This window comes from Bremerella sp. P1, from assembly GCF_028748185.1.
Taxonomy (GTDB): domain Bacteria; phylum Planctomycetota; class Planctomycetia; order Pirellulales; family Pirellulaceae; genus Bremerella.
In genome coordinates this window covers 733,092-752,154 of sequence record NZ_CP118164.1, presented here as the reverse complement: position 1 = coordinate 752,154, position 19,063 = coordinate 733,092, and the positions used below count along the sequence as shown (strand labels likewise).

At 55.9% G+C, this 19,063-nt stretch carries 12 protein-coding genes and 1 tRNA gene; 2 read left to right on the top strand and 11 right to left on the bottom strand.

Translation table 11 applies throughout. From position 1 onward, the window contains the following. Positions 1 to 180: 180 nt before the first annotated feature. From atpB to PSR63_RS03100, 3 genes are read right to left on the bottom strand one after another with little or no spacing between them, the layout of a single operon-like run. Positions 181 to 1,413 (bottom strand): F0F1 ATP synthase subunit A, encoded by a 1,233-nt coding sequence (atpB, locus tag PSR63_RS03110; RefSeq protein WP_274330655.1) that lies wholly within the window; start codon positions 1,411 to 1,413, stop codon positions 181 to 183. 3 nt (positions 1,414 to 1,416) lie between these two features. Beyond that, a complete protein-coding gene (locus tag PSR63_RS03105) occupies positions 1,417 to 1,863 on the bottom strand; it encodes a hypothetical protein (protein ID WP_274330653.1) in 447 nt (148 codons plus the stop codon). 36 nt (positions 1,864 to 1,899) lie between these two features. Next, positions 1,900 to 2,154: a hypothetical protein gene (locus PSR63_RS03100; protein ID WP_274330651.1), complete on the bottom strand. Its 255-nt coding sequence runs from the start codon at positions 2,152 to 2,154 to the stop codon at positions 1,900 to 1,902. A 756-nt stretch (positions 2,155 to 2,910) separates the two neighbouring features. Here PSR63_RS03100 and PSR63_RS03095 point away from each other — a divergent pair. Together PSR63_RS03095 and PSR63_RS03090 are read left to right on the top strand one after the other, a co-directional pair. After that, entirely contained in the window at positions 2,911 to 4,167 is a 1,257-nt protein-coding gene (locus PSR63_RS03095) for a DUF4912 domain-containing protein (protein WP_274330650.1), read from the top strand. Between the two features lie 99 nt (positions 4,168 to 4,266). Next, the gene (locus PSR63_RS03090; RefSeq protein WP_274330649.1) at positions 4,267 to 5,208 is read left to right on the top strand and encodes a sugar phosphate isomerase/epimerase family protein; all 942 of its coding nucleotides are present in this window, start codon (positions 4,267 to 4,269) and stop codon (positions 5,206 to 5,208) included. A gap of 93 nt (positions 5,209 to 5,301) precedes the next feature. Here PSR63_RS03090 and larE read toward each other — a convergent pair whose 3' ends face one another. The 8 genes from larE to PSR63_RS03050 all read right to left on the bottom strand — a co-directional run bounded on the left by larE (position 5,302) and on the right by PSR63_RS03050 (position 19,000). Continuing rightward, the gene (gene larE, locus PSR63_RS03085; RefSeq protein WP_274330648.1) at positions 5,302 to 6,138 is read right to left on the bottom strand and encodes an ATP-dependent sacrificial sulfur transferase LarE; all 837 of its coding nucleotides are present in this window, start codon (positions 6,136 to 6,138) and stop codon (positions 5,302 to 5,304) included. Positions 6,139 to 6,228: 90 nt separating this feature from the next. Beyond that, complete coding sequence (locus PSR63_RS03080) at positions 6,229 to 7,161, bottom strand: ADP-ribosylglycohydrolase family protein (protein ID WP_274330646.1); 933 nt, start codon at positions 7,159 to 7,161, stop codon at positions 6,229 to 6,231. Positions 7,162 to 7,281: 120 nt separating this feature from the next. Further along, positions 7,282 to 7,355, bottom strand: a tRNA-Arg gene (locus tag PSR63_RS03075). Positions 7,356 to 7,545: 190 nt separating this feature from the next. Further along, on the bottom strand, positions 7,546 to 9,336 hold the full coding sequence (locus tag PSR63_RS03070; RefSeq protein ID WP_274330644.1) for a DUF4340 domain-containing protein: 1,791 nt from the start codon (positions 9,334 to 9,336) through the stop codon (positions 7,546 to 7,548). A 62-nt stretch (positions 9,337 to 9,398) separates the two neighbouring features. Then, the gene (locus tag PSR63_RS03065) at positions 9,399 to 12,359 is read right to left on the bottom strand and encodes a Gldg family protein (protein WP_274330642.1); all 2,961 of its coding nucleotides are present in this window, start codon (positions 12,357 to 12,359) and stop codon (positions 9,399 to 9,401) included. 71 nt (positions 12,360 to 12,430) lie between these two features. Continuing rightward, a complete protein-coding gene (locus PSR63_RS03060; RefSeq protein ID WP_274330640.1) occupies positions 12,431 to 13,213 on the bottom strand; it encodes an ABC transporter ATP-binding protein in 783 nt (260 codons plus the stop codon). A 180-nt stretch (positions 13,214 to 13,393) separates the two neighbouring features. Further along, positions 13,394 to 15,031, bottom strand: a complete 1,638-nt coding sequence (gene nadB, locus PSR63_RS03055) for an L-aspartate oxidase (protein WP_274330638.1) — start codon at positions 15,029 to 15,031, stop codon at positions 13,394 to 13,396. 108 nt (positions 15,032 to 15,139) lie between these two features. Beyond that, entirely contained in the window at positions 15,140 to 19,000 is a 3,861-nt protein-coding gene (locus PSR63_RS03050) for a hypothetical protein (RefSeq protein ID WP_274330636.1), read from the bottom strand. Positions 19,001 to 19,063 lie beyond the last annotated feature (63 nt).

Genomic DNA, 19,063 nt, shown 5'->3' with positions numbered 1-19,063 from the left:
GGCGGGAGCGGTAAGTGCGAGCAAAGCAAAAACACTCACGATGCTCAATTTGACAAAGTTGATCACGGAACAGGTCTCCTCAACCGTAACAAAAGGCGTTTACGCGTATCTCAGTGAAACAAAAACATTCAAAACGGAAGCGATGCGGGCATTGGCTGTATGAGCCAATTTCTCGTCAACTTAGTGACTGTGAGTCTCTGAGTTGATGAACAATGCCGTGAGCAACGCGAAGACGTATGCTTGCAGGAATGCCACGAACAATTCGAGACAACTCAAGAGCACACTGCCAACCAAAATCACAAGGACAACCGGCCAGGCGACTGCACTGGGCACGCCAACCGCTGTCTGAATTTGTACTGCCAATCCCATGATGGCTAAAAGCACCACGTGCCCCGCTACCATGTTCGCTAAAAGACGAATGCCAAGCACCGCGTGTTTGATCAACAAGCCTAAGATTTCGATTACGAACATCATCGGTTTGATGATAATGGCGATGACCGTCGGAAGTTCCATGCCAGGAACCAGGTTCAACCAAACCCCAACCGCCCCGAATTCTTGCGCTCCGGCGCCCATGCCTATAAAGAGCACCGCTAAGGCAAGCGTGACGGTGACGCTAATGGAACCGGTGGGGGAACCCATCCAGGGAATCAAACCAAACAGGTTGCAACCCAGGATGAAGAAGAACAGGGTCCACAAGATCGGAACGAACTTGTCGGCACCGTGGTGAATATTTGCTTTGGCGACATCTTTACGCAGGAACGTGATGAAGACGTCGATCAAATTCCAGAACCAACCCTTGGGCAGTTGTCCCTGGGAAACTCGCTTGGCGTAAGCAATGAAGACAACCGAGATGATCACGGCCACGAAAAATTCGATGACCATGAACTTCGAGATCGCAAAGCCAGCTTCCTTTTGATAAAGGTTGCGAAGCTCACCACCAAACGGCTGCGGGATCAAGATCTTGCCGCTCAACGCGTGGTTGTAGCCGTCGACCTTGGATGGTGCCCAACTAACATGCTCGTGATCCGCGGGCAATTGCTTGTATTCGGCAACGGTGTAGTCGTTTACCACTTCCAGGCCATCAATGGCCCAGACCAGAGTGTCTCCACCAGCGGCATTCTCGGCAACCTTTTCGGTCAGAAAACGCTTGATGGGTTTGCCGTGGTTGCCTGGCTCATGTTGCCAATGTTCGTAGTCGTGAAGGAAGTCCTCTTCACTCGGGAGGCCTTCGGCTTCATCTTCCGCCAGGCGCTGATAGACCTCGTGGGCTTGCCACGTTTGAAAGCCTGGATCGAGCTTGACCCAGACATCAGGAAAGTCGGAATGTGACTCATGATCGTGCTTCCACAACCACTTCGGAACCTCGAAGTAGTAACTGTCTTTGATGTGGAGCAGGATCTCGTCAGCGGCCATTGGTTAGACGGCTTTCTTAATAGTGGATGTCTGCGATACGAGTTGGACAGCCAATATGGTTTCGACCACGAGGGTCAAAAGGTAATAGACCAATATCATGCCAAACAATCCGGCCTCAGCAAGCGGGCCACCCGCCTTGTGCATCAACATTCCAAAAACTAGTGGAATTCCTGCTCGGAAAAACATTCCCAGCAGCACGGATTGGACACGGAGTTCGGTGTTTTTCAGGAAAATAGCGGAGAGGATCGCGGCTTCCATCGCAAACAGTACCACCGATGCAGCAGTGATCGCGGCAAAGACGCCGTGAAGCTCGAAGCGAGTATAGCCATAGGCCGCAAAGAATGGGAATACTCCGAGCACTCCTAGCAGCATCCACAGGCATGGCAGAAAGTCTCGCCATACCAGTTGGGCATTTTGCTTTTCAGAAGTGTTGGCTTGGGGGGTATTCATCACTTCGTCTTGCGGGGCATTCAGGTCTGCGGAGGTTTACTGCGGATCGTCTTGATCCACTTCACCGGAGGCGCCCTCCGCACGTCCGCTTTTCTGTTCCGTTGTGGCCATCAGCACCAAGTGCGTCATGCCAAACACGAGCCCGACGAAAAATCCGATCAGAGCAAAAATGGAAAACTGGAAGCCCAGGGACTGGTCGAGCCAATAACCCAATAGACCTGGCAAAAGCATCTCGCCGCAGATTGAAAAAATCCGTCCTACCCACAGATAGGCTCTCGCAATCGGAGACATGTCCGGTTGGAGGGGAGGTGCCAAGGCGTTTGCCTTTGCTAAAGGGGACTTCCGGCTCGCTTTCCTATATGCTCGTCGGAGCTTGCCATGAACTCATGGCGGTCAATCTATTTCATCCCATGGGCAGGGTCAATCAGGTGAAACCGCCGCAGCGAGGGAATTCGTGGAATTTTTCACAAAGTCCATCCCAGGCATTTCAGAATGACCGACAAGGCAATTCCTGTGAGGGCAGTCCATATACCTCCACAGGGCTGGATGGCTCGATTGCCGGATCGACTCTGGGCCAAGGCGTGGGCATCCAGCGAAAAATCTTCTGTAGAGCGCACATCTTCTGGAAAAATGCAAAACCAGAACCACTTTCGCGGCGTATCACCTGGGAGTGGTACGTTGCATTTCTACCTCAGTTTAGCTACAATCGAAATCTGTCGGCACATTTAGAAAGCCACCCTGCAGAGCTGTTTCCGAGTCGCTCGGGAGTAGTGTTCGGCATTCCTCCATAAAATTCGCTAATAGCGGTTTAATGGAGTCAAATTCGGCTTTCCGGAAGTCGCCGTCGGCTGGTTGCCAGCAATGAGAACAGCCTACCCAACAACTATTAGCCAGTTGCATCCCCGTAATTGGCCTTTTCGCAAGTTCATTTCACTTCCCTTTTCACTTGCGTTTCAGGTGAAGCTTCTGCTCAGGGATCGAGCGGGGCGTGTCGAGTGACCACTGTCATGGACGACGACCCCCAAATTCGTTTTGCCTCGGGGCGATGTGAACACTCCCCCAGTCGACGTAAGCCTCACATCCTTTGAGCCAGGAGGACTAATCTTGATCACCGCCGCTTCACTCAAGGAATATACAGCAAAGGATTTAGCTCAAATGGCGAAGCGTCGCGGTGTGACCGGTTGGCACGCGATGCGTAAGGATGAACTCGTCAAGGCGTTGATCAAAGCCGCCAAGTCGAGTGGCACCTCGGCCAAGAGCAAGTCCAACGGCAAGCCCAAAAAGGCCAAGGCAGCTCCTGCCAAGCCGGCAGCATCGGCCAAGAAGCCTCCCGTTGCCAAGGCCAAGCCGGCGGCAACCACTAAACGCCGCACTGCGAAGGCTAAGCCGGTTAAGAAGTCGGATCCAAAAGTGGTCGAGTCGATCCGTACGATGTACGAACAACGCCAGGCCGCTAAGGACTTAGGGACCAACCCATCCGATCAACAAGGTGCGGATCGCTTGGTCTTAATGGTTCGCGACTCTTATTGGCTTCATGCCTGCTGGGAAGTTTCCCGCAAGGCAATCGATCGTGCCAAGGCCGCTCTGGCCCAAGACTGGCATACGTCGATTCCTGTACTTCGCGTGACGGAAGTCGATGGCGAAGTCATGACCAGTGGTTCCGAGCGATTGGTCAAGCAGATCGAGATTCATGGTGGCGTTAAGAATTGGTACATCGACGTCGTCGATCCTCCCAAGAGTTATCGCTGTCACCTGGGTTACCTGGCCACCAACGGACGATTCCACGCGATTGCTCGTAGTAATGTCGTTACCACGCCACGACCTGGCTCCTGCGAAGAGATCGACGGGAACTGGGACGATGTGGCTGACAACGTCGAGAAGATCTACGCCCTCAGTGGTGGTGCCGACGAAGAACATTCCGACGGCGAACTGCGTGAAATGCTCGAGCAGCGTTTCCGTCGCCCTGTTGGAATGCCGATGGCTGCCCGGTTGGGTTTGGTGGGCGATCAGTTCTCCAATGGCAAGCCGAATCATGACTTCGATCTCAACATCGAAGTCGAAATGATTGTTGTTGGCTCGACCAAAGCCGGTTCTTACGTCACCCTCTCCGGTGAGCCTGTCAAGGTTCGCGAGGATGGCACCTTCATGGTGAAGATGGACTTCCCCGACAAGCGTCAGATCTTCCCGATCGTCGCTCGCTCGAAGGATGGTCTGGAACAGCGAACGATCGCTTTGGCGGTTGAGCGAAACACGAAGGCCATGGATCCAATTTCCCACGATCCACGCGAGTCGAACGGTAGCTAGTCGATTCGTCACTTTGGGGGGCGAAAGAAGGATTTTGCTAGGAATTCCTTCTTATTTATTCCCCTGCCAAGCATTCAAATTCGCGCAAGGGTTGGTACGATGAAGACCGTACCAACCCTTCTTTATTTCTTGTTCGAGGTCCTGCCGATGTCCACTTCCCGCCGAGAATTCCTGGCCAACTGTTCCGCCGCCGCAGCAGCAGGCCTTGCGCTTTCAACCCCGGCATCCTTGTTGGCGGCAGACAATACAACGGCCTCCGGCGAGAAGCGAATCAAGAAGGCGGTCAAGATTGGGATGGTTGGCGTGAAGGGTACGCTGGCCGAGAAGATGACCGTCTTAAAGGAACTGGGGTTTGACGGCGTCGAACTGAACTCGCCGGGTGGTCCTGAAGCGGAAGAAGTTCAAAAGGCGGTTGAGGTCTCGGGAATACCCGTGCATGGTGTGGTCGATTCCATTCACTGGAATACGCGTCTTTCCGACCCAGATGAAGAAGTGCGTCAGAAGGGGCTTGAGGGGCTGTTCACGGCGATCAATGCCAGCAAGTCGTACGGTGGAACCAGCGTGTTGCTGGTCCCAGGCGTTGTCAACAAGGATGTCACTTACGACCAGTGCTGGGACCGCTCGATCGAGCAAATCAAGAAGGCCCTGCCACTTGCCGAAGAGCTCAACATTCAGATTCTGATGGAAAACGTCTGGAACAACTTCCTGACCGATCCGAAAGAGACCGCTCGCTTCATCGACGAAATCGATAGCGATATGGTGGGCGCCTACTTCGACGTCGGTAACACCGTGAAGTACTCGCCACCGCACGAGTGGGTACCGATCCTCGGTCCACGCATCAAGAAGCTCGACATCAAAGACTTCGGCAAGGGGAAAGGCTTCGGTGCCAAGCTCTTGGAAGGGGATGTCGACTGGCCGAAGGTTATGGCCAACCTACGCGAGATTGATTACCAAGGCTGGGCCACCGCAGAAATCTCCGGCGGCGGACGCGAGCGTCTCACGGAAATCGCCGATCGAATGGATCGCATCTTCGCCAGCTAGTTGGCACATACAAGAATTCACGCTCGTTCGTCATTTCGGCGAACGAGCTTTTTTTATGCACTGCGAAAGAAGTTAGCTGACGCGGCTGCGTATTTAAGTCTCGTTGAGCGATACCTGAATCAATTGATTCAAGCTGCCAGACTTCAGGCCACCCAGGTCGAGCGTGACGAACTTGAAGCCGATTTCGGTTAGACGCTGCTCAAGCGTTTCACGCGTCTCTGGCTTGGCGAGCCACTCGATTGCTTCAATGGGCACTTCCAGGCGGGCCAAATCACCCTCGTGGTAACGCACGCGGAGATCGCGAAGGCCGAGCGAACGAAGCGTTTCTTCTGCCAGTTCCACCATCTTCAGACGCTCGGGCGTGACTTCAACGCCGTACGCGATCCGACTTGCCAGGCACGGCGAAGCAGGGCGATCCCAAACCGGGATATCCCACAGCTTGGCAATTTCGCGGAGCGTGGCTTTGTCGATCTCGCACTCCAAAAGGGGAGAGCGGACGCCGGCGTTGGTTGCGGCGATCATTCCTGGGCGATGGTCACCCCGGTCATCGAGGTTCGCCCCATTCACGATCACGGCCGTTTCGTACTTTGCACGAATCGCCGAAAGGTGATCGTACAATTCCGACTTACAGTGGAAGCAGCGATCAGGAGCGTTGGCCACATAGCCTGGTCGATTCAGTTCGGCCGTCTCGATCACCTCGTGCCGAATGCCAATGGCCTCGGCTGTCTCCTTGGCGATTCGCAGATCACGCTCAGCAACACTCGGGCTCTTGGCCGTTACCGCAAACGACTCGTCCCCCAACGCGAGCGCGGCGGCCTTGGCCACGACACTACTATCGACACCACCTGAGAAAGCAACCAGGCAGGAATCGAGGTCGTGAAACCAGTTGAGCAGTCGCTCGCTGGCCGAAAGTGAAGGATCGCAAGTCATGGGCAGAGCGGCGCGTGAGCGTGAATGGTGCAGGGTAGTGGGTCAGAACCGATCTACTATTTTAGACAAATTCCCTCTGGCGGAAAACGCTTAGCCGGTGATACTCGCCAAGGCTTTCTCAAGCATGTCAGGCTTATCGAGTCCGTTTCGTAGTGATTCCGGAATGCCACTTTCACCCCAGTAGGCCCCGGCCAACTGACCACAGACCGCGCCTGTTGTATCGGCATCATCCCCGAGGTTCACAGCGTCCAGCACGGCGTCCTCAAAGTTATCCGAGCGAGCAAACGCCCACAGGGATGCCTCGAGGCTTTTGACGACGTAACCGCTGCCTACAATCTCAGGCGGCTCTCGTCGGCGAAAGCTACCGTCGGCAATCTCGTTGATCTCAGGGGCGAGCGGGGCAAGTGATTTCAGCTGCTCGAGTGCTTCCCACTTCGGATCAAGAACGACATCTCGCTCTAAGCCATAAATAAAACCGGCAAGCACCAGTGCCATGTAACGGCACGCCGACAGGCAAATTGGACTGGCGTGTGTGGGAATACTGGACTGCTCAGCATGGGTGGCGAGCTCATTGATTCGATCCGGAAAGCATTCAGCGTAATGAATCGGCACGGGCGCCAGACGCATGATCGATCCATTGCCGCTGGCGCGTATTGAGGGATCTCCGGACGAGTAGGCATCCTGCGAAGCTTCAAAGCGAAGCAGGGCACCTCGCGTCGCGATGCCGACGTCGAAGCAAATGCCATTCACGGAATAGGCTCCGCCTTGCATCCAGGAAAGGTAGCGTGATGCCTGATCGTTAAGGTCCCAGCCAGCCTGGCCGATACTGTCGGCCAACGCCAGGGCCATGCTGGTATCGTCAGTCCACTGACCTGCATCCAGACGATGAGGACCACCATCGCGGTAGCCTGTCACCGGTGGAAATGAGCCCGGCGGTTTGAATTCGACGGCAGCCCCGAGCGCATCCCCCACGGCCAAGCCAATGAGGCACCCTCTTTTTCGATCTGTTACCGATTCATTCACAGCAAGATGCCCTCCAAGATTGATCGTTCAGCCTACCGGCAATTGCCGACAAATGCATCGTAAGGCGGATAGAAAGTATCCTGGCGAAGAGTGACGCCCCAGCGCCCGCAGAAAGAAAAGCACGCCCAGCAGGATTCGAACCTGCGACCTGCGGTTTAGAAGACCGCTGCTCTATCCGGCTGAGCTATGGGCGCAAAAGCTTGGGGGAAACCAAGTTCCCTAGATTCTAGCTGATGTAACGCGAACGCCAAGGCGAAGTGTTCGCGGAAACCGGCAAATCACTCGCGTCCATTCTCGGCAGGGTATCAGGTTGTCCTCGTTGAAACGACACAGCCTGAGCGGAAAGGATCGCGATGGAGTTGGTCTTCGCGAAACTTTTATCGCTTATTCCGCAGATTCCTCGGCCGGCGTGTCGCTTTCTGGCGTTGCGTCTGGGGTTTCTTCGGTTTCGGCCGGTTTCTCCTCAGTTGCTGGTTCGGCCATATCTTCGGCTGGCTTCATTGGCTCGCTTGGAGTTTCAGCCGGCTCTTCTTTGGTAGCAGCCTCTTCCTTAGGAGTTTCGTCGCCGGCTGGTTTGTCGCCCGCTGGCGGTTGATCGGCTGGCGGTTGATCGGCTGGCTCCTCAGAAGCCGGCTTATCCATTGGTTCCGATTGAGGCATTGGCTGAGTCATCGGCTGCTGGGCAGCAGGTGGTCGCATCATGCCCGTGCCTGGACCGCCTGGGAAGACGCGTCCTGGTACTCCGCTGGGCTGGTTGGTGGGTTGATTGATTGGGACGCCCAACTGATCACGATTGAGCAAGATCTTGGCAACGTCCTCGGCTTTCACCACGTAATACCAGTCGGCAAAACGTGTGTTCAGCTCGTAGATCTTTCGCGTGGCCAGGTTCTTCATTTCACGATACTCGGTCATCTTGGCATCGTTGTCTTGCAAAATCTTCTCGCGGGCCTTGGCTTGGGCTTCGATGTCTTGGTCTTCCCCTTCCTTGATCTCGGGAACCTCTTGCAGCATCGGCGGCGGCAACATCTCGTCGACTAGTTCGGTTTGGACGAAGAGGTACTGCTGCTTCTGGTCTTTGTTATCACCCCCAAGCTTTTCGAGACCGAATAAAAGTCGGTAACGAATCGCGTCTTGGGTTTCGATGACCAGTTCGCCGTTCAGGCCCACCAACTGCGGTTCGGTTTCGCCTGGCATCAGGTATGGGAAGAAGCCGTTGGAAACCAGCGTCGGAAGGTCTTCCTGCTTGAGGCCTTTAAGCCCTTCGCCCTGCTTGAGAACTTCCGCTAATTGTTCCGGCTTGCGAAAAACGTCGACAATCGTCAAGTCATCCAGGGAGTTGCGAATCTCGTCGAGCTTTTCCGTGTTCAGCTTTTCATCGGCAGGCAACTCGGCGGCGGCCAATTGCGTTTGATCGCCAGGGGCTGCCTCTTTCAGGTTGAGAAGGCTCCAACTGCTTCGCTCTGCGTCGAAGGCCACGGTGGCATCCATTTGCGGCAACGCTTGAATCTGGTTGTTGGCAACCTGCATCGTGTAGTTGCGGAAACGCAAGGAAGCGACATCGAATGGATTGAGCTGCAACAGGTCCTTGTCGATCCAGTCGGAAAACTCCGTCGAGAAGACGGTTGGGTCCAAGCGAACCAGGTAGATTCGGTCGCGGCCTGGAACACGCACGTACCGCAATTGTGGATCTTCTTTATCGGCCGCACCCACAATCAGGTTGGCGAGTGTCTTGTCGGTTTTGTCTTCGATGGTGACCATCTGGCCCACCCCTTCGTCGGCGGCCGAAATAGCGTTGGCGTTGGGTTCCACGACACCATATTCCGCTTGCTGACCGGGAAGATCGCTGACGATCCGCAGCACCTTCAAGTCGACCAGGCTGTTAGCGGCCTTGGTCATGTGCTCGGTCGCGTTGGCCGGGTAGCCTCCTTTGGACTTGATCTGCCAACCGTCGCTGGTGTTGGCGACTTCAAAGCGGCGGATCTGACCACGCTCGGAATCGAAGCGGGTAATCTGCATCGACTCGGCTTGCAACGGATCGGTAAAAGTCGGGAAGAGGGGCTGATTGACTTCCTCCTCCGGTGCACTGGTTGCCGGTGCAGGGCGCGAGACGTAGGCCAAGCCTCCCATGACGACAGCCACGGCCAGAAAGATCAACGTTTTAACGGCTTCACTCATGACAAATTGCTTTGCAACTAGTGCGTAAAAATGTTCGCGGATATCTGGGGTAGTAGCTGGAGCTACTTGATAATTCGGTCTTTCGACAATCCCTCACGTTCCTTCAAGCGTCGAATGACAAAGACGACGATGCCGATCACGATCGGTGGGATTGGCGGAAGGGCAACGGCCAAGGTTTTGACCTGGTTCTGGTAGTACAGAATCCTACGATTCAACTCACGCGTGATACGCTCTTGTTCACGCTCGAGATTGGCTTCGATCTTTTGAACGGCGGCACGCTGCTTGTTCTGAACGTCTGCCTGACGCTGGGCCAGTTCCAACTGCAGTGCCTGAACTTCACGCAGGTCTTCAGGACGAATCTCGCCCCCTTGGTTGGCTCGAGCGTTGAGCGTGTTGATCTTCATGTTCAGATCTTCCAGCGGCTTCTGAAGTTCTTTCTCCAGTTGTTCTTGCTGTGCCTGAGCGTTGAGTGCCGCTTCTCGCAGAGCCTTGTCCCCTTCGGTCTTGGCCGATTCCGTTAAGCGTTCCATCAGCCCAAGGCGAGCGATTGGTTCACTTCGGCTACGGATGGGAATGTACTCGTCGTCACCGGCCAGCTTGTCGATCAGGTTCAAGAGGAAGTTCGTGTTATCGATCTGCATTTCAGAGCTGTCGGCACTTTGAGCACGCAGTTGCACGAAGACCGAATGAAGCAGGTCGATATCGCTGACCATGGCCACATTGATTGAGCCATCGGACTTTTCTGGCTTATCCGTTTCTGCTTCGTCGCCTTCCTTCTTTTCGGCGTCAGCAGCATCTTCCGCCTTGGTGGCGTTCTTGGCGACCGAAGGAGGTGTGCCTTGGATGAGGGCTGCTAAGACAAACGGATCAGGTGCACCTCCGTTGGGGCCATAAACCGGTTGCCGCTTTGCTTCGATGCGTCGCTGATCCTGCCGGGCGCTACTTAGGTCTTGAAACGTGATTGTCCCGATCTTCGTACCGGTGGTGACCAGCGGGGTAAAGGTCATTGTTTTCGGGTAGCCTGGCTGCTTCTTGATGGCCCCTGCGAACAGGAAGAGCATCTGGCGAAGATCCTGCGTCACGTCGACCTCGTTGTTCAACGCTTCGTATTCAGGCGCACCGGGAGTGAAGCGATCGGCGAAGACGTACTCTTTGGTGATCGCCCCCAGGTTGCGTAGACGAACTTCCGGATTGTAATCCTGCCAGACGATGTACGGTTGATAGTAGCGATCGGTTGGCAATTGCTTGCCAGGCATCGAAATGTGCAGCAGGTCCCACAGCTGTCGAATGTCTCCCTTTTGTTCGGGCGGACGTCGGCCGGGGAATGGGTTGCGCTTGTCCTGGCCGATTGGCGTGGCTTGTCCCATGAGGGTCGGAGCCGGGTCGTCGAAGACGGCGGTCGGAATGCCTGCTTTGATTGCGTCGACGAAGTTCTTCATCGCCGGAGGCGACAGGCTCGACGGCTGAACGGCAAGCAGCACGTCGTACGAGCTTGGATCGATCGCTGACGAGGCATCAACTTCAATCACGTCGTATTGCTTCTCCAATTCCGTAATGATCTGCTGAGGTGGAATGTTCTGGTAGCCGCCCAGTGGGTTCTGTTGAATCCCGCCGAATAATTGAGCATCGGTTTGCAGAACGCCCAAGCGTTTACGTTTCTTCTCTGAAACGGTACCAATCGAACGAACCAGTTCGTACTCGACGGGAACACCATTGTCGAAGAATGGAATCACTACTTTCTCTAGGCCACGCTGAACGGCGGCACCCAGGATGACTTCTTCCTGAGCCAACGCTCCACGTTCCTGCGAGATCAACTCGCGGGGCTGAATGCCGTAGGTCTCGCGAGCGATGTCGGCCGTTTCGCTGAACGGTTCCAGGCCGTCGTGAATCACCACGTTGATCTTCGAGCCACTCAACGCACGGAACTCGTTTAGGTAGTTAATCAAGTCGAGCTTGGTTTGGGCGTAGTTCTTCGGAACGCTGCCGCTGACAAACGCTTCGATACGCACGGGCTGGTCGGTCGAGAGGTTACGAACCAACTGCTTGGTTTGAGGAAGCAGGCTGCTGGTACCGTTCTCGGTATAGTCCCAGCGGATGTCATTCATCACAAAGAACAGCGTGGCTGCGAACGCGATCGCCAGCAGACAGGTCGAGCGGATCAGGTAATGCCCCAAGAGGGACTCGCCATCTTTACCCCCCAGCCAGTGACGTCGACCGATGAGGACCATTGCCAGGTAAATACCGACGACCGTCATCATCAGGAAGTACGCCAGCGAGCTGATCGAGATCACCCCGCGACCGAAGTCCGCGAACTGCTTGCCCATACTCGCTTCGCTCAGGAAGCCAACCCATTCGTTTTGCGTGACAAACGCGTCCGAGTATTGCAAAAGAACAAAAGGAGCGTTCACCAAAATACCCAGCACAAAGCCCAGGGTCAGGTTGTTCGTCATGAACGAAGCCACCATCCCCAAAGCAATCATCGTCAAGCCGATGAACCAGTAGCCGATGTAAGTGGTGATAAAGAGGCCTGCGTCGAGCGAGCCGAGCGACAGCGCGTCCAGCACCAGAAAGTTACAGAGCTGCGAGAAGACCAACGAGACGCTAAACACCGATACCGCCGCCAAGTACTTACCGATCACGATGTCAAAGTCGGTGGCCGGTAGTGTTAACAGTAATTCGTCGGTCCCCAGTCGCTTTTCATCCGCCCACAAACCCATGGTGATGGTCGGGATGAAGATCAGCATGATGAGCGTGATCTGGGAATTGAGTTCGTTGAGATTCGCCAGGTTCGCGTTAAAGAACTCATGGGGCCAGAACGCCGCCATCGAGGTCAGCAAAACGAAGATCGCGAGAAAGACGTACCCGGTTGGGTTGCTGAAGTACGACTTGAAGTTCCGCTTCATCACGGCATACGAAGCCTTCTTGGCTACCGAAAGCGGAATGAGCAGGATGAAGAACGCCAACATGAACAATAGATCGAACAGTACGAGCGTTGCTAACTTGGCGTAAAACTCGACGGACATGTCTTGTTACCGTGTTGTTATTTCAGTTGGGAAAATGTTTCGTTCAAACGGGCCGCTGATGTTAGGCCGGTTTAGCTATCCGGGGTCGCTTCTTCACCTTCTGGGGTCGTCAATGCGTTTACCCCTTTGGTCATCCGATAGAAAGCGTCGTCCAGGGTTTCGCCTGGTTGCTTCATTCCATCAATGCTTCCGTCGTAGATGAGTCGACCTTCGTTGATCACGATGGCCCGGGTCGCCAGTGCGTCGACTTCCTGGAAGATGTGTGTCGAGAGCAGAATCGTCTTCTCTTGTCCCAGGCGACGAATCATGTCACGCACGCCACGGATTTGATTCGGGTCGAGTCCGGACGTTGGTTCGTCCAGGATCAGCACTTCTGGTTCATGCAAAATGGCTTGAGCCATGCCGACACGCTGCTTGTAACCCTTGGAAAGCTTCGAGATCGGCTTGTACAGCACGGTATGCAGGTTACACAGGTCCACCACGGCATCGATGCGTTCGGTGCGTTTGGCCGGGCTCATGCCGCGGGCCTCGCCGATGAACCAGAGCAAGCTGTGCGGAGTGGCATCCGGGTAGAGCGGACCGTTTTCGGGAAGGTATCCCAGCACCGACGAGCCCTGCAATCGCTGGGTGGCCATGTTGTAGCCGGCGATCCGGGCAACCCCTTCGCTTGGTGATAGATACCCGGTAAGCAGCTTCATGGTCGTGCTTTTGCCGGCACCATTGGGGCCGAGAAACGCCACCACCTCGCCACGATGGACCTTGAAGCTGATTTCTCGGGAGGCGGCAAAGATTCCATAGAATTTGGAAAGCCGGTCGGCCTCGATCATCGGCAGATCGGAGTTGTGATCAACCATAGCAGTTCGTTTTTCTCAGGCTGTCCGAAAAGGCAGGGGAGGGGCCGCCGTGAACATGGGGCACCTCGCTAACCAGGATCAAAACACGTAGTGTAACGTAAGCGCCGGATGACATAAACTCCGGTCTGATTAAGACTTGCCGAAGTTCGTTCGTATCCCGGTAGGATTGATGAAAAGTCCCTACGGAAGGTCTGATAACCGTAGCGGAAGGTGATGGTTCCAGTTGGCGTCGTCGGTCTGGGGGAAATCCATTCGCAAATGAACGCCTCGCGATTCCTCTCGCAAGAAGGCTGCCCGGGCCATAACTTGGGCCACGACCAGCATGTTTTGCAGTTCCCAGCCGCTAGGGTGGTCAAACTGCTGGGGCAGGACGTACCGGCACCAGGCTTCGATCGTATCGATGGCATCCTCGAGCCCGCGGGCATCACGCCGTACGCCCACGTTTCGCCACATCAAGCTTTTAAGCGAGTTGCGAATGTCGCCCAAGTCGAGCGGTTCGCTCGGCTCGGCCACGGGATGCTGAATATTGATCGCCTCGAAGCGGTCCGGCATCGCAAGTGCCCCTAGGGACGCATTGCGACCGGCCCTCTTACCGTATACGAGCCCTTCCAGCAAACTGTTCGATGCCAAACGATTGGCCCCGTGCAGCCCACTGCTGGTGACTTCCCCTGCCGCCCAAAGGTTGGGAATCGTGGTGGCTCCGTTGTTATCGACCGAGATGCCGCCGATCATGTAGTGCGCACCTGGGCGAACAGGAATGCGATCGGAAGTGATATCGATGCCAAACTTCTTGCATCCGGCATAGATGCTGGGGAAACGATTGCGGACGAAATCGGCATCCAGATGATCGAGCCGCAGATACACATTGGGATGCTTGGTCAGTTCCATCTGCGAAACGATTGCCTGCGAAACGACATCGCGGGGAGCCAACTCGCCACGCGGGTCGTAGTCTTTCATGAACCGATAGCCGTTGCGGTCGACCAGGTGCCCCCCTTCGCCACGCACTGCTTCGGTAATCAAGCTACGGCTACTACCGGCAATGTAGAGAACGGTCGGATGGAACTGCATGAATTCCATATCACGCATTTCGGCACCGGCACGCAGTGCCATGGCAATGCCGTCGCCGGTCGCCACGCTGGGATTGGTTGATTCGCGATAGATCTGACCGACGCCGCCGGCAGCCAGGATCGTATGCTTGGCCCAGATCAGGGTTCGACCATGCTTTTCATCCGAAGCAAGTGCCCCGCGGCAGACGCCATCATGCACGATCAGGTCCTGGGTGAACTCGTTCTGCCAGATTTGAATGTTGCGACGTGAACGCACCATCTCGACGATCGAGCGAATGACCTCTTTGCCGGTGGCATCACCCAACGCATGGACAATGCGATCTCGACCGTGCCCACCTTCTCGCGTGAGTGCCAGACGCCCGTCGACTCGGTCGAACTCGGTTCCCCAGCGAATCAGCTCGCGGATACACTCTGGCCCTTCGTGCACGACAAGGTCAACGACCTCCTTATCGCACAGACTTCCGCCGGCCGTGATCGTATCGGCGACGTGATCTTCAAACCGGTCGTCATCATCCAGGACGCCGGCAATTCCACCTTGGGCATAGTTGCTGTTCGATTCCTGGATCTGTTCTTTCGACAGAATCAGAGCAGAGAGCTTCGGATCAATTTCCAAAGCGGCCCGCAGGCCAGCGATACCACCACCGATGATCAGAACGTCCGTGAAGTAATGCGAGACGCTCTTGGGATGAAAGGGAACGAGGTAGCGAGGGACATGAGGTGCCATGCGGCTGACGATGTTTGTATCGTGCATGGCAGGGAGGACGCGGCCTGCATGGGCAAGCCGAAAGACGAATCCCTGCGAAGTATGCTCGGCGAGGTGGAAAATACGGGAATTCTCTATTTTGCCCTAACGAGGGCTTTATTGAGAAGCCCCCTTGAGATAAGCCCGATATTGTTCCATGAACGACGGAGGCGGGCTGCTGCGCTGCGTATCGCTTGAACCACCTGCGGCTGCTTCGCGCGATTCCACACGACGCGTTGTGTCTTCACCGCGCGACAATCCCAGGCTACGCAGGGCGTCGTTGAGATCTTGCTGGGCCTGAGCATCTTCGCTGCTGGCAGCTTGCTTCATTTGCTTCCAGCGCTGAACAAAGCGAGCGAAGTCATCTTTCGACCAGCCCAAGTCGTCGAGCATTTCCTGGTCGGGCGTATCTTGGTGTTGCAGTTCGTCCAGGACCATATCGGTCGCTTTCTTGGCGTATTCCAGATTGGCGGCGTCTTCGCCAGGCTCAACACGTGGACCGTCGTAGTTCTGCGGTGTGTTGTTCCCTTCCAAGCCGCCTCCTTGAGGAATCGCCGAATTGCCCGGACCTCGTCCACTTTGCTGTGGATCGTTTGATTGCTGGGAATCGCTCGGGCCTTTTTCCGATTCAGCGCCTTGCATCCCGGCCTCTTGGCCAGCGGGCGAATTCGTTTTGCTCGAACCTTCTCCTTGCTGATCGCTACTGGAACCGGTTTGCTGATCGGCTTGAGGACCATCGCCTCCTTCTTTGCCTGTTTCCCCTTCGCCTTGTTGATTGGCTGCACCGGCACCCTGGTCGGCAGCACTGGTGCTGCCGGCGCTGTCGTTGCCGGCCTGCTTAGCTGCTTGGCCGCCGCCGGAGCCGCCGCCACCACTTTGATCGCCGCGGGTTTCTCCCTTGCTGTCCGACTGTTTGTCGCTGTTGGAAGGAGACTTCGGTTGATCGCCTTGCTCGTCGCTGGGGCGATCGTCCGGCTTCATATTGTTCTCGCCTTGCTTGTTGGCCTTCTCGCTGGACTCAGGGCTTCCCTTGTCACCTTCGCTGGCTTCCGAGCCAGCTCCGGAGTTGGTGTTGTCTCCCTTGCCCGTATCACCGGGACGCTCGGAGTCGCTCGATGGATTGGCCTCTTGATCTTCTTGCTTGGCGCCCCCTTGGTTGTCGCTGGCACCTTGTTCGTCATTCTGCGTGTTGCGTTCCGACGACATGCCGTCGTTCTGGTCGGTGGTGCCGGGCTCGCCTTCTTGTTTTTGCTCGCCGGTTGCGTTCTCGCCGCCGGTGGAGTTCTCGGGCTTCATGCCGTTGTCGATACCACCCTCGTTGGGCTCTGATCCCTTTTGCTCGCCGGTCGACTGTTCGTCGGAACCTTGCTTGCTTCCCTGGCCTTGGTTCTTCTGACCGTCGCTTGGTTGCCCTTGCGCGTCCGCCGGGTTCTTTTGACTGTCACCACCTGCACCGTCTTGCATTCCCTCTTCGGGCTTCTGACCCGTGCCGGAACCTTCTCCTTCGCCTTGTTGTTGAGGATTAGGCTGACCACTGTTTTCAGGCGAGGGTTGCTGCCCCTGTTGTTTCTGTTTCTCGTTCAGATAGTCCTGGATTCGCTCGAAGGCATCACCATCTTGCGAACCATCCGAAGCGACCGGATCTTGTTGTCGCTCGACGGTCGAGTTCTCGTTCGGCTGCGTGGAAGCGTCACCTTGTTGCAGTTCGCCACCCTTGTTCGGGTCACCTGCCTTGCCGGTGCCGCTACCATTGGGTTGGCCTGTTTGATCGGATTGGTTCTGTTCACGCTGTTGGTCGTCGGAGGCCTGAGAGGCTTCGCCCCCTTTGCCGCCATTGGCTTGGGCTTGCGAATCTTGGTCGCCACCTTCCTGCTGCGATTGGCCCATTCCTCCTTCGCCGGATTGCGGATCCCCTTCCTGGGGCTCGCCTGACTGCTGGTCGCCTTCTTGCGGCTGCGAACCCTTACCCTGTTGAGGCTCTTGGTTCTCGTCGCCTTGTTCTTTCTTCGACGAACTTCCGCTGCCTTGGCCTTCCTGCTGATCTTCCGACTCGCCGTTGTTCTCGCCTTCCTGGGGTTTGTCGGATTTGCCCTTCATACCCTCTTGGTTCGAGTCGCCACCGGAGTTGCCTTCGCTTTGGTTCTCTTCGTTGCCTTTCTCGCCTTCCGACATGTCGCCGGAGTCGCCTGACTCGGAACCCTTGCCTTGTTGGTCTCCTTGCTCGCCGGAGTCATCGGACTTGTTCTGTTCGTCCGACTGTTTGCCTTCGTCGTCGGTCGAGCCTTCTTCTTCCGACTTGCCTTGTTGCTGGTCGGCGACAGGCTCGACGATGCGAATCGTGCGTGGATTGGTATTTGCGATATTCGGCTTCAGGTTGCCAGCGAAATCGGTTCGCGTATCTTCGGCCACGCCGATCAGCTTGACGACATCGCCGACTTCCAGCTTGTGCTCTTTGGGAACCAGCTTCCAGTTCTCGATCACCTGGCCTGACTTGGGCTGTTCGAGGATCGATGCGTTGATCGTCTTTTTCAGCCGTGGGCCACCTTCTTGGCTGATAGTGCCGTCGACCCGGATTTGCCGGATGCCGTAGTCCGGATCAATGGCCCGCAGACGAACATCCAGGCTGCGGTTCAGTGGCAGCTCGACTTCCGAAGCGGTTGGTTCCAGGAATTCGATCTCCGGCGGCAGGTCACGCACCACGTCGATGTGGTACAGCACCGGGTGCGGATTGAGCACGCCGTCGTCGGTTCGGAAGCGAATCTGATACGAGCGGAACTTGCCGGCGGTACCAGCGTCGTTCATTTCCAAGGGGAAGCGGACGGAAGCTTTATTCGGTTCTTCGGAGCTGACTTGCAGTGGAATCGTATTGAGCGAAACGATCGGGGAATCGGCCACCGGATCGAATTCGATATACGCCTTCTTGATTGGGCGATTGCTGATTGCGCGGATGGTTACCATCGTTCCTTCGAGGGCGCGAATATGACCATCGCCTTGCTGTTCCCACGAGGCTTCCTGGGTGTAAGAGGGGAAGTCGTAACGCAGCGAGGCCACGTCAATCGAGGGTGCTTCCAGCGTGGTGACTTCAAAGTCACGCGTCGATGCGTCGCCGGCTTCAATGCGGTAGGTCAGGTCTTGCTGAATGCCCGACTCCGAGGTGCTCAGCTTGGCTCGATAGTCGAATCCATCATCGCTCAGCACGAGTGGAATCGCCTGATCGACAAGTTGTCCGTCTTTGGTCGAGTAGATGACCTCCAGGCGGTCTCCATCGGAAACGTCATGCAGCTTGACGATGACATCAATTTCCTGCCCTTGGTAGATGCTCGCATCACCTGGCTGGACGTCGACAATCTTCACTCTCGAAGGCCGGGCAATGTCGTTCCATGGCATCGCGATTCTGGCAGCCGTCTGCAGCGGATTCTTCGGCGACAGAACGGTATAAAGGCCAAACAGCACCGCCAATGTCGCCAGGACGTAACCGATGCGGATCGCTTTCGAGTAGTCGACCAGATGTTCCAGCGACAGCGACGAGATGTCGGAAGCTGCCTGGGTTTCTACCGCATCGAGAACGGCCTTGTGCGTTCCCTGGTTGTTCTGACTGAGGAACATGAAATTGAGCAGGCTGTTCTTCAACGTCGGTTGACCTTGCTCGATCATCTTGGCCGCGTAAAGCGGATTGATGGAATGGAAGAGCAGGGGGGCCACGTAGATCCATAGGAATCCAACCGCCGCGACTACGTAGACCAAAAAGGCCATCAAACGAGCTACGAAGTTGAGACCGATGATCCAATGATCGATGACGGCCAGCGTTAAAAGAAACAGCAGCGAACCGGCGGCGAACAAAAGGATACCCGCAACCAGTTCGGCCAGTTTGACACTCCGCCGGGTGCGATTGATCTTCCGACGGATCGAGTCTGTGCCAACCGATTTAGTTGGGACTGCCTTGGCCGTGGTCATGCTGGATGAAGCGTCTGTCGACATAGGATCGTTGGCGATTGCCTGAAATGAGTCCGCCCGGATTGGACGCGCACACAATGAGGAAAA

What these genes read in the sequence shown, in the direction of transcription:
- atpB (WP_274330655.1), bottom strand. Translation starts at nt 1,413, where the DNA reads ATGGCCGCTGACGAGATCCTGCTCCACATCAAAGACAGTTACTACTTC.
- PSR63_RS03105 (WP_274330653.1), bottom strand. Translation starts at nt 1,863, where the DNA reads ATGAATACCCCCCAAGCCAACACTTCTGAAAAGCAAAATGCCCAACTG.
- PSR63_RS03100 (WP_274330651.1), bottom strand. Translation starts at nt 2,154, where the DNA reads ATGTCTCCGATTGCGAGAGCCTATCTGTGGGTAGGACGGATTTTTTCA.
- PSR63_RS03090 (WP_274330649.1), top strand. Translation starts at nt 4,267, where the DNA reads ATGAAGACCGTACCAACCCTTCTTTATTTCTTGTTCGAGGTCCTGCCG.
- larE (WP_274330648.1), bottom strand. Translation starts at nt 6,138, where the DNA reads ATGACTTGCGATCCTTCACTTTCGGCCAGCGAGCGACTGCTCAACTGG.
- PSR63_RS03070 (WP_274330644.1), bottom strand. Translation starts at nt 9,336, where the DNA reads ATGAGTGAAGCCGTTAAAACGTTGATCTTTCTGGCCGTGGCTGTCGTC.
- PSR63_RS03065 (WP_274330642.1), bottom strand. Translation starts at nt 12,359, where the DNA reads ATGTCCGTCGAGTTTTACGCCAAGTTAGCAACGCTCGTACTGTTCGAT.
- PSR63_RS03060 (WP_274330640.1), bottom strand. Translation starts at nt 13,213, where the DNA reads ATGGTTGATCACAACTCCGATCTGCCGATGATCGAGGCCGACCGGCTT.
- nadB (WP_274330638.1), bottom strand. Translation starts at nt 15,031, where the DNA reads ATGCACGATACAAACATCGTCAGCCGCATGGCACCTCATGTCCCTCGC.
- PSR63_RS03050 (WP_274330636.1), bottom strand. Translation starts at nt 19,000, where the DNA reads ATGTCGACAGACGCTTCATCCAGCATGACCACGGCCAAGGCAGTCCCA.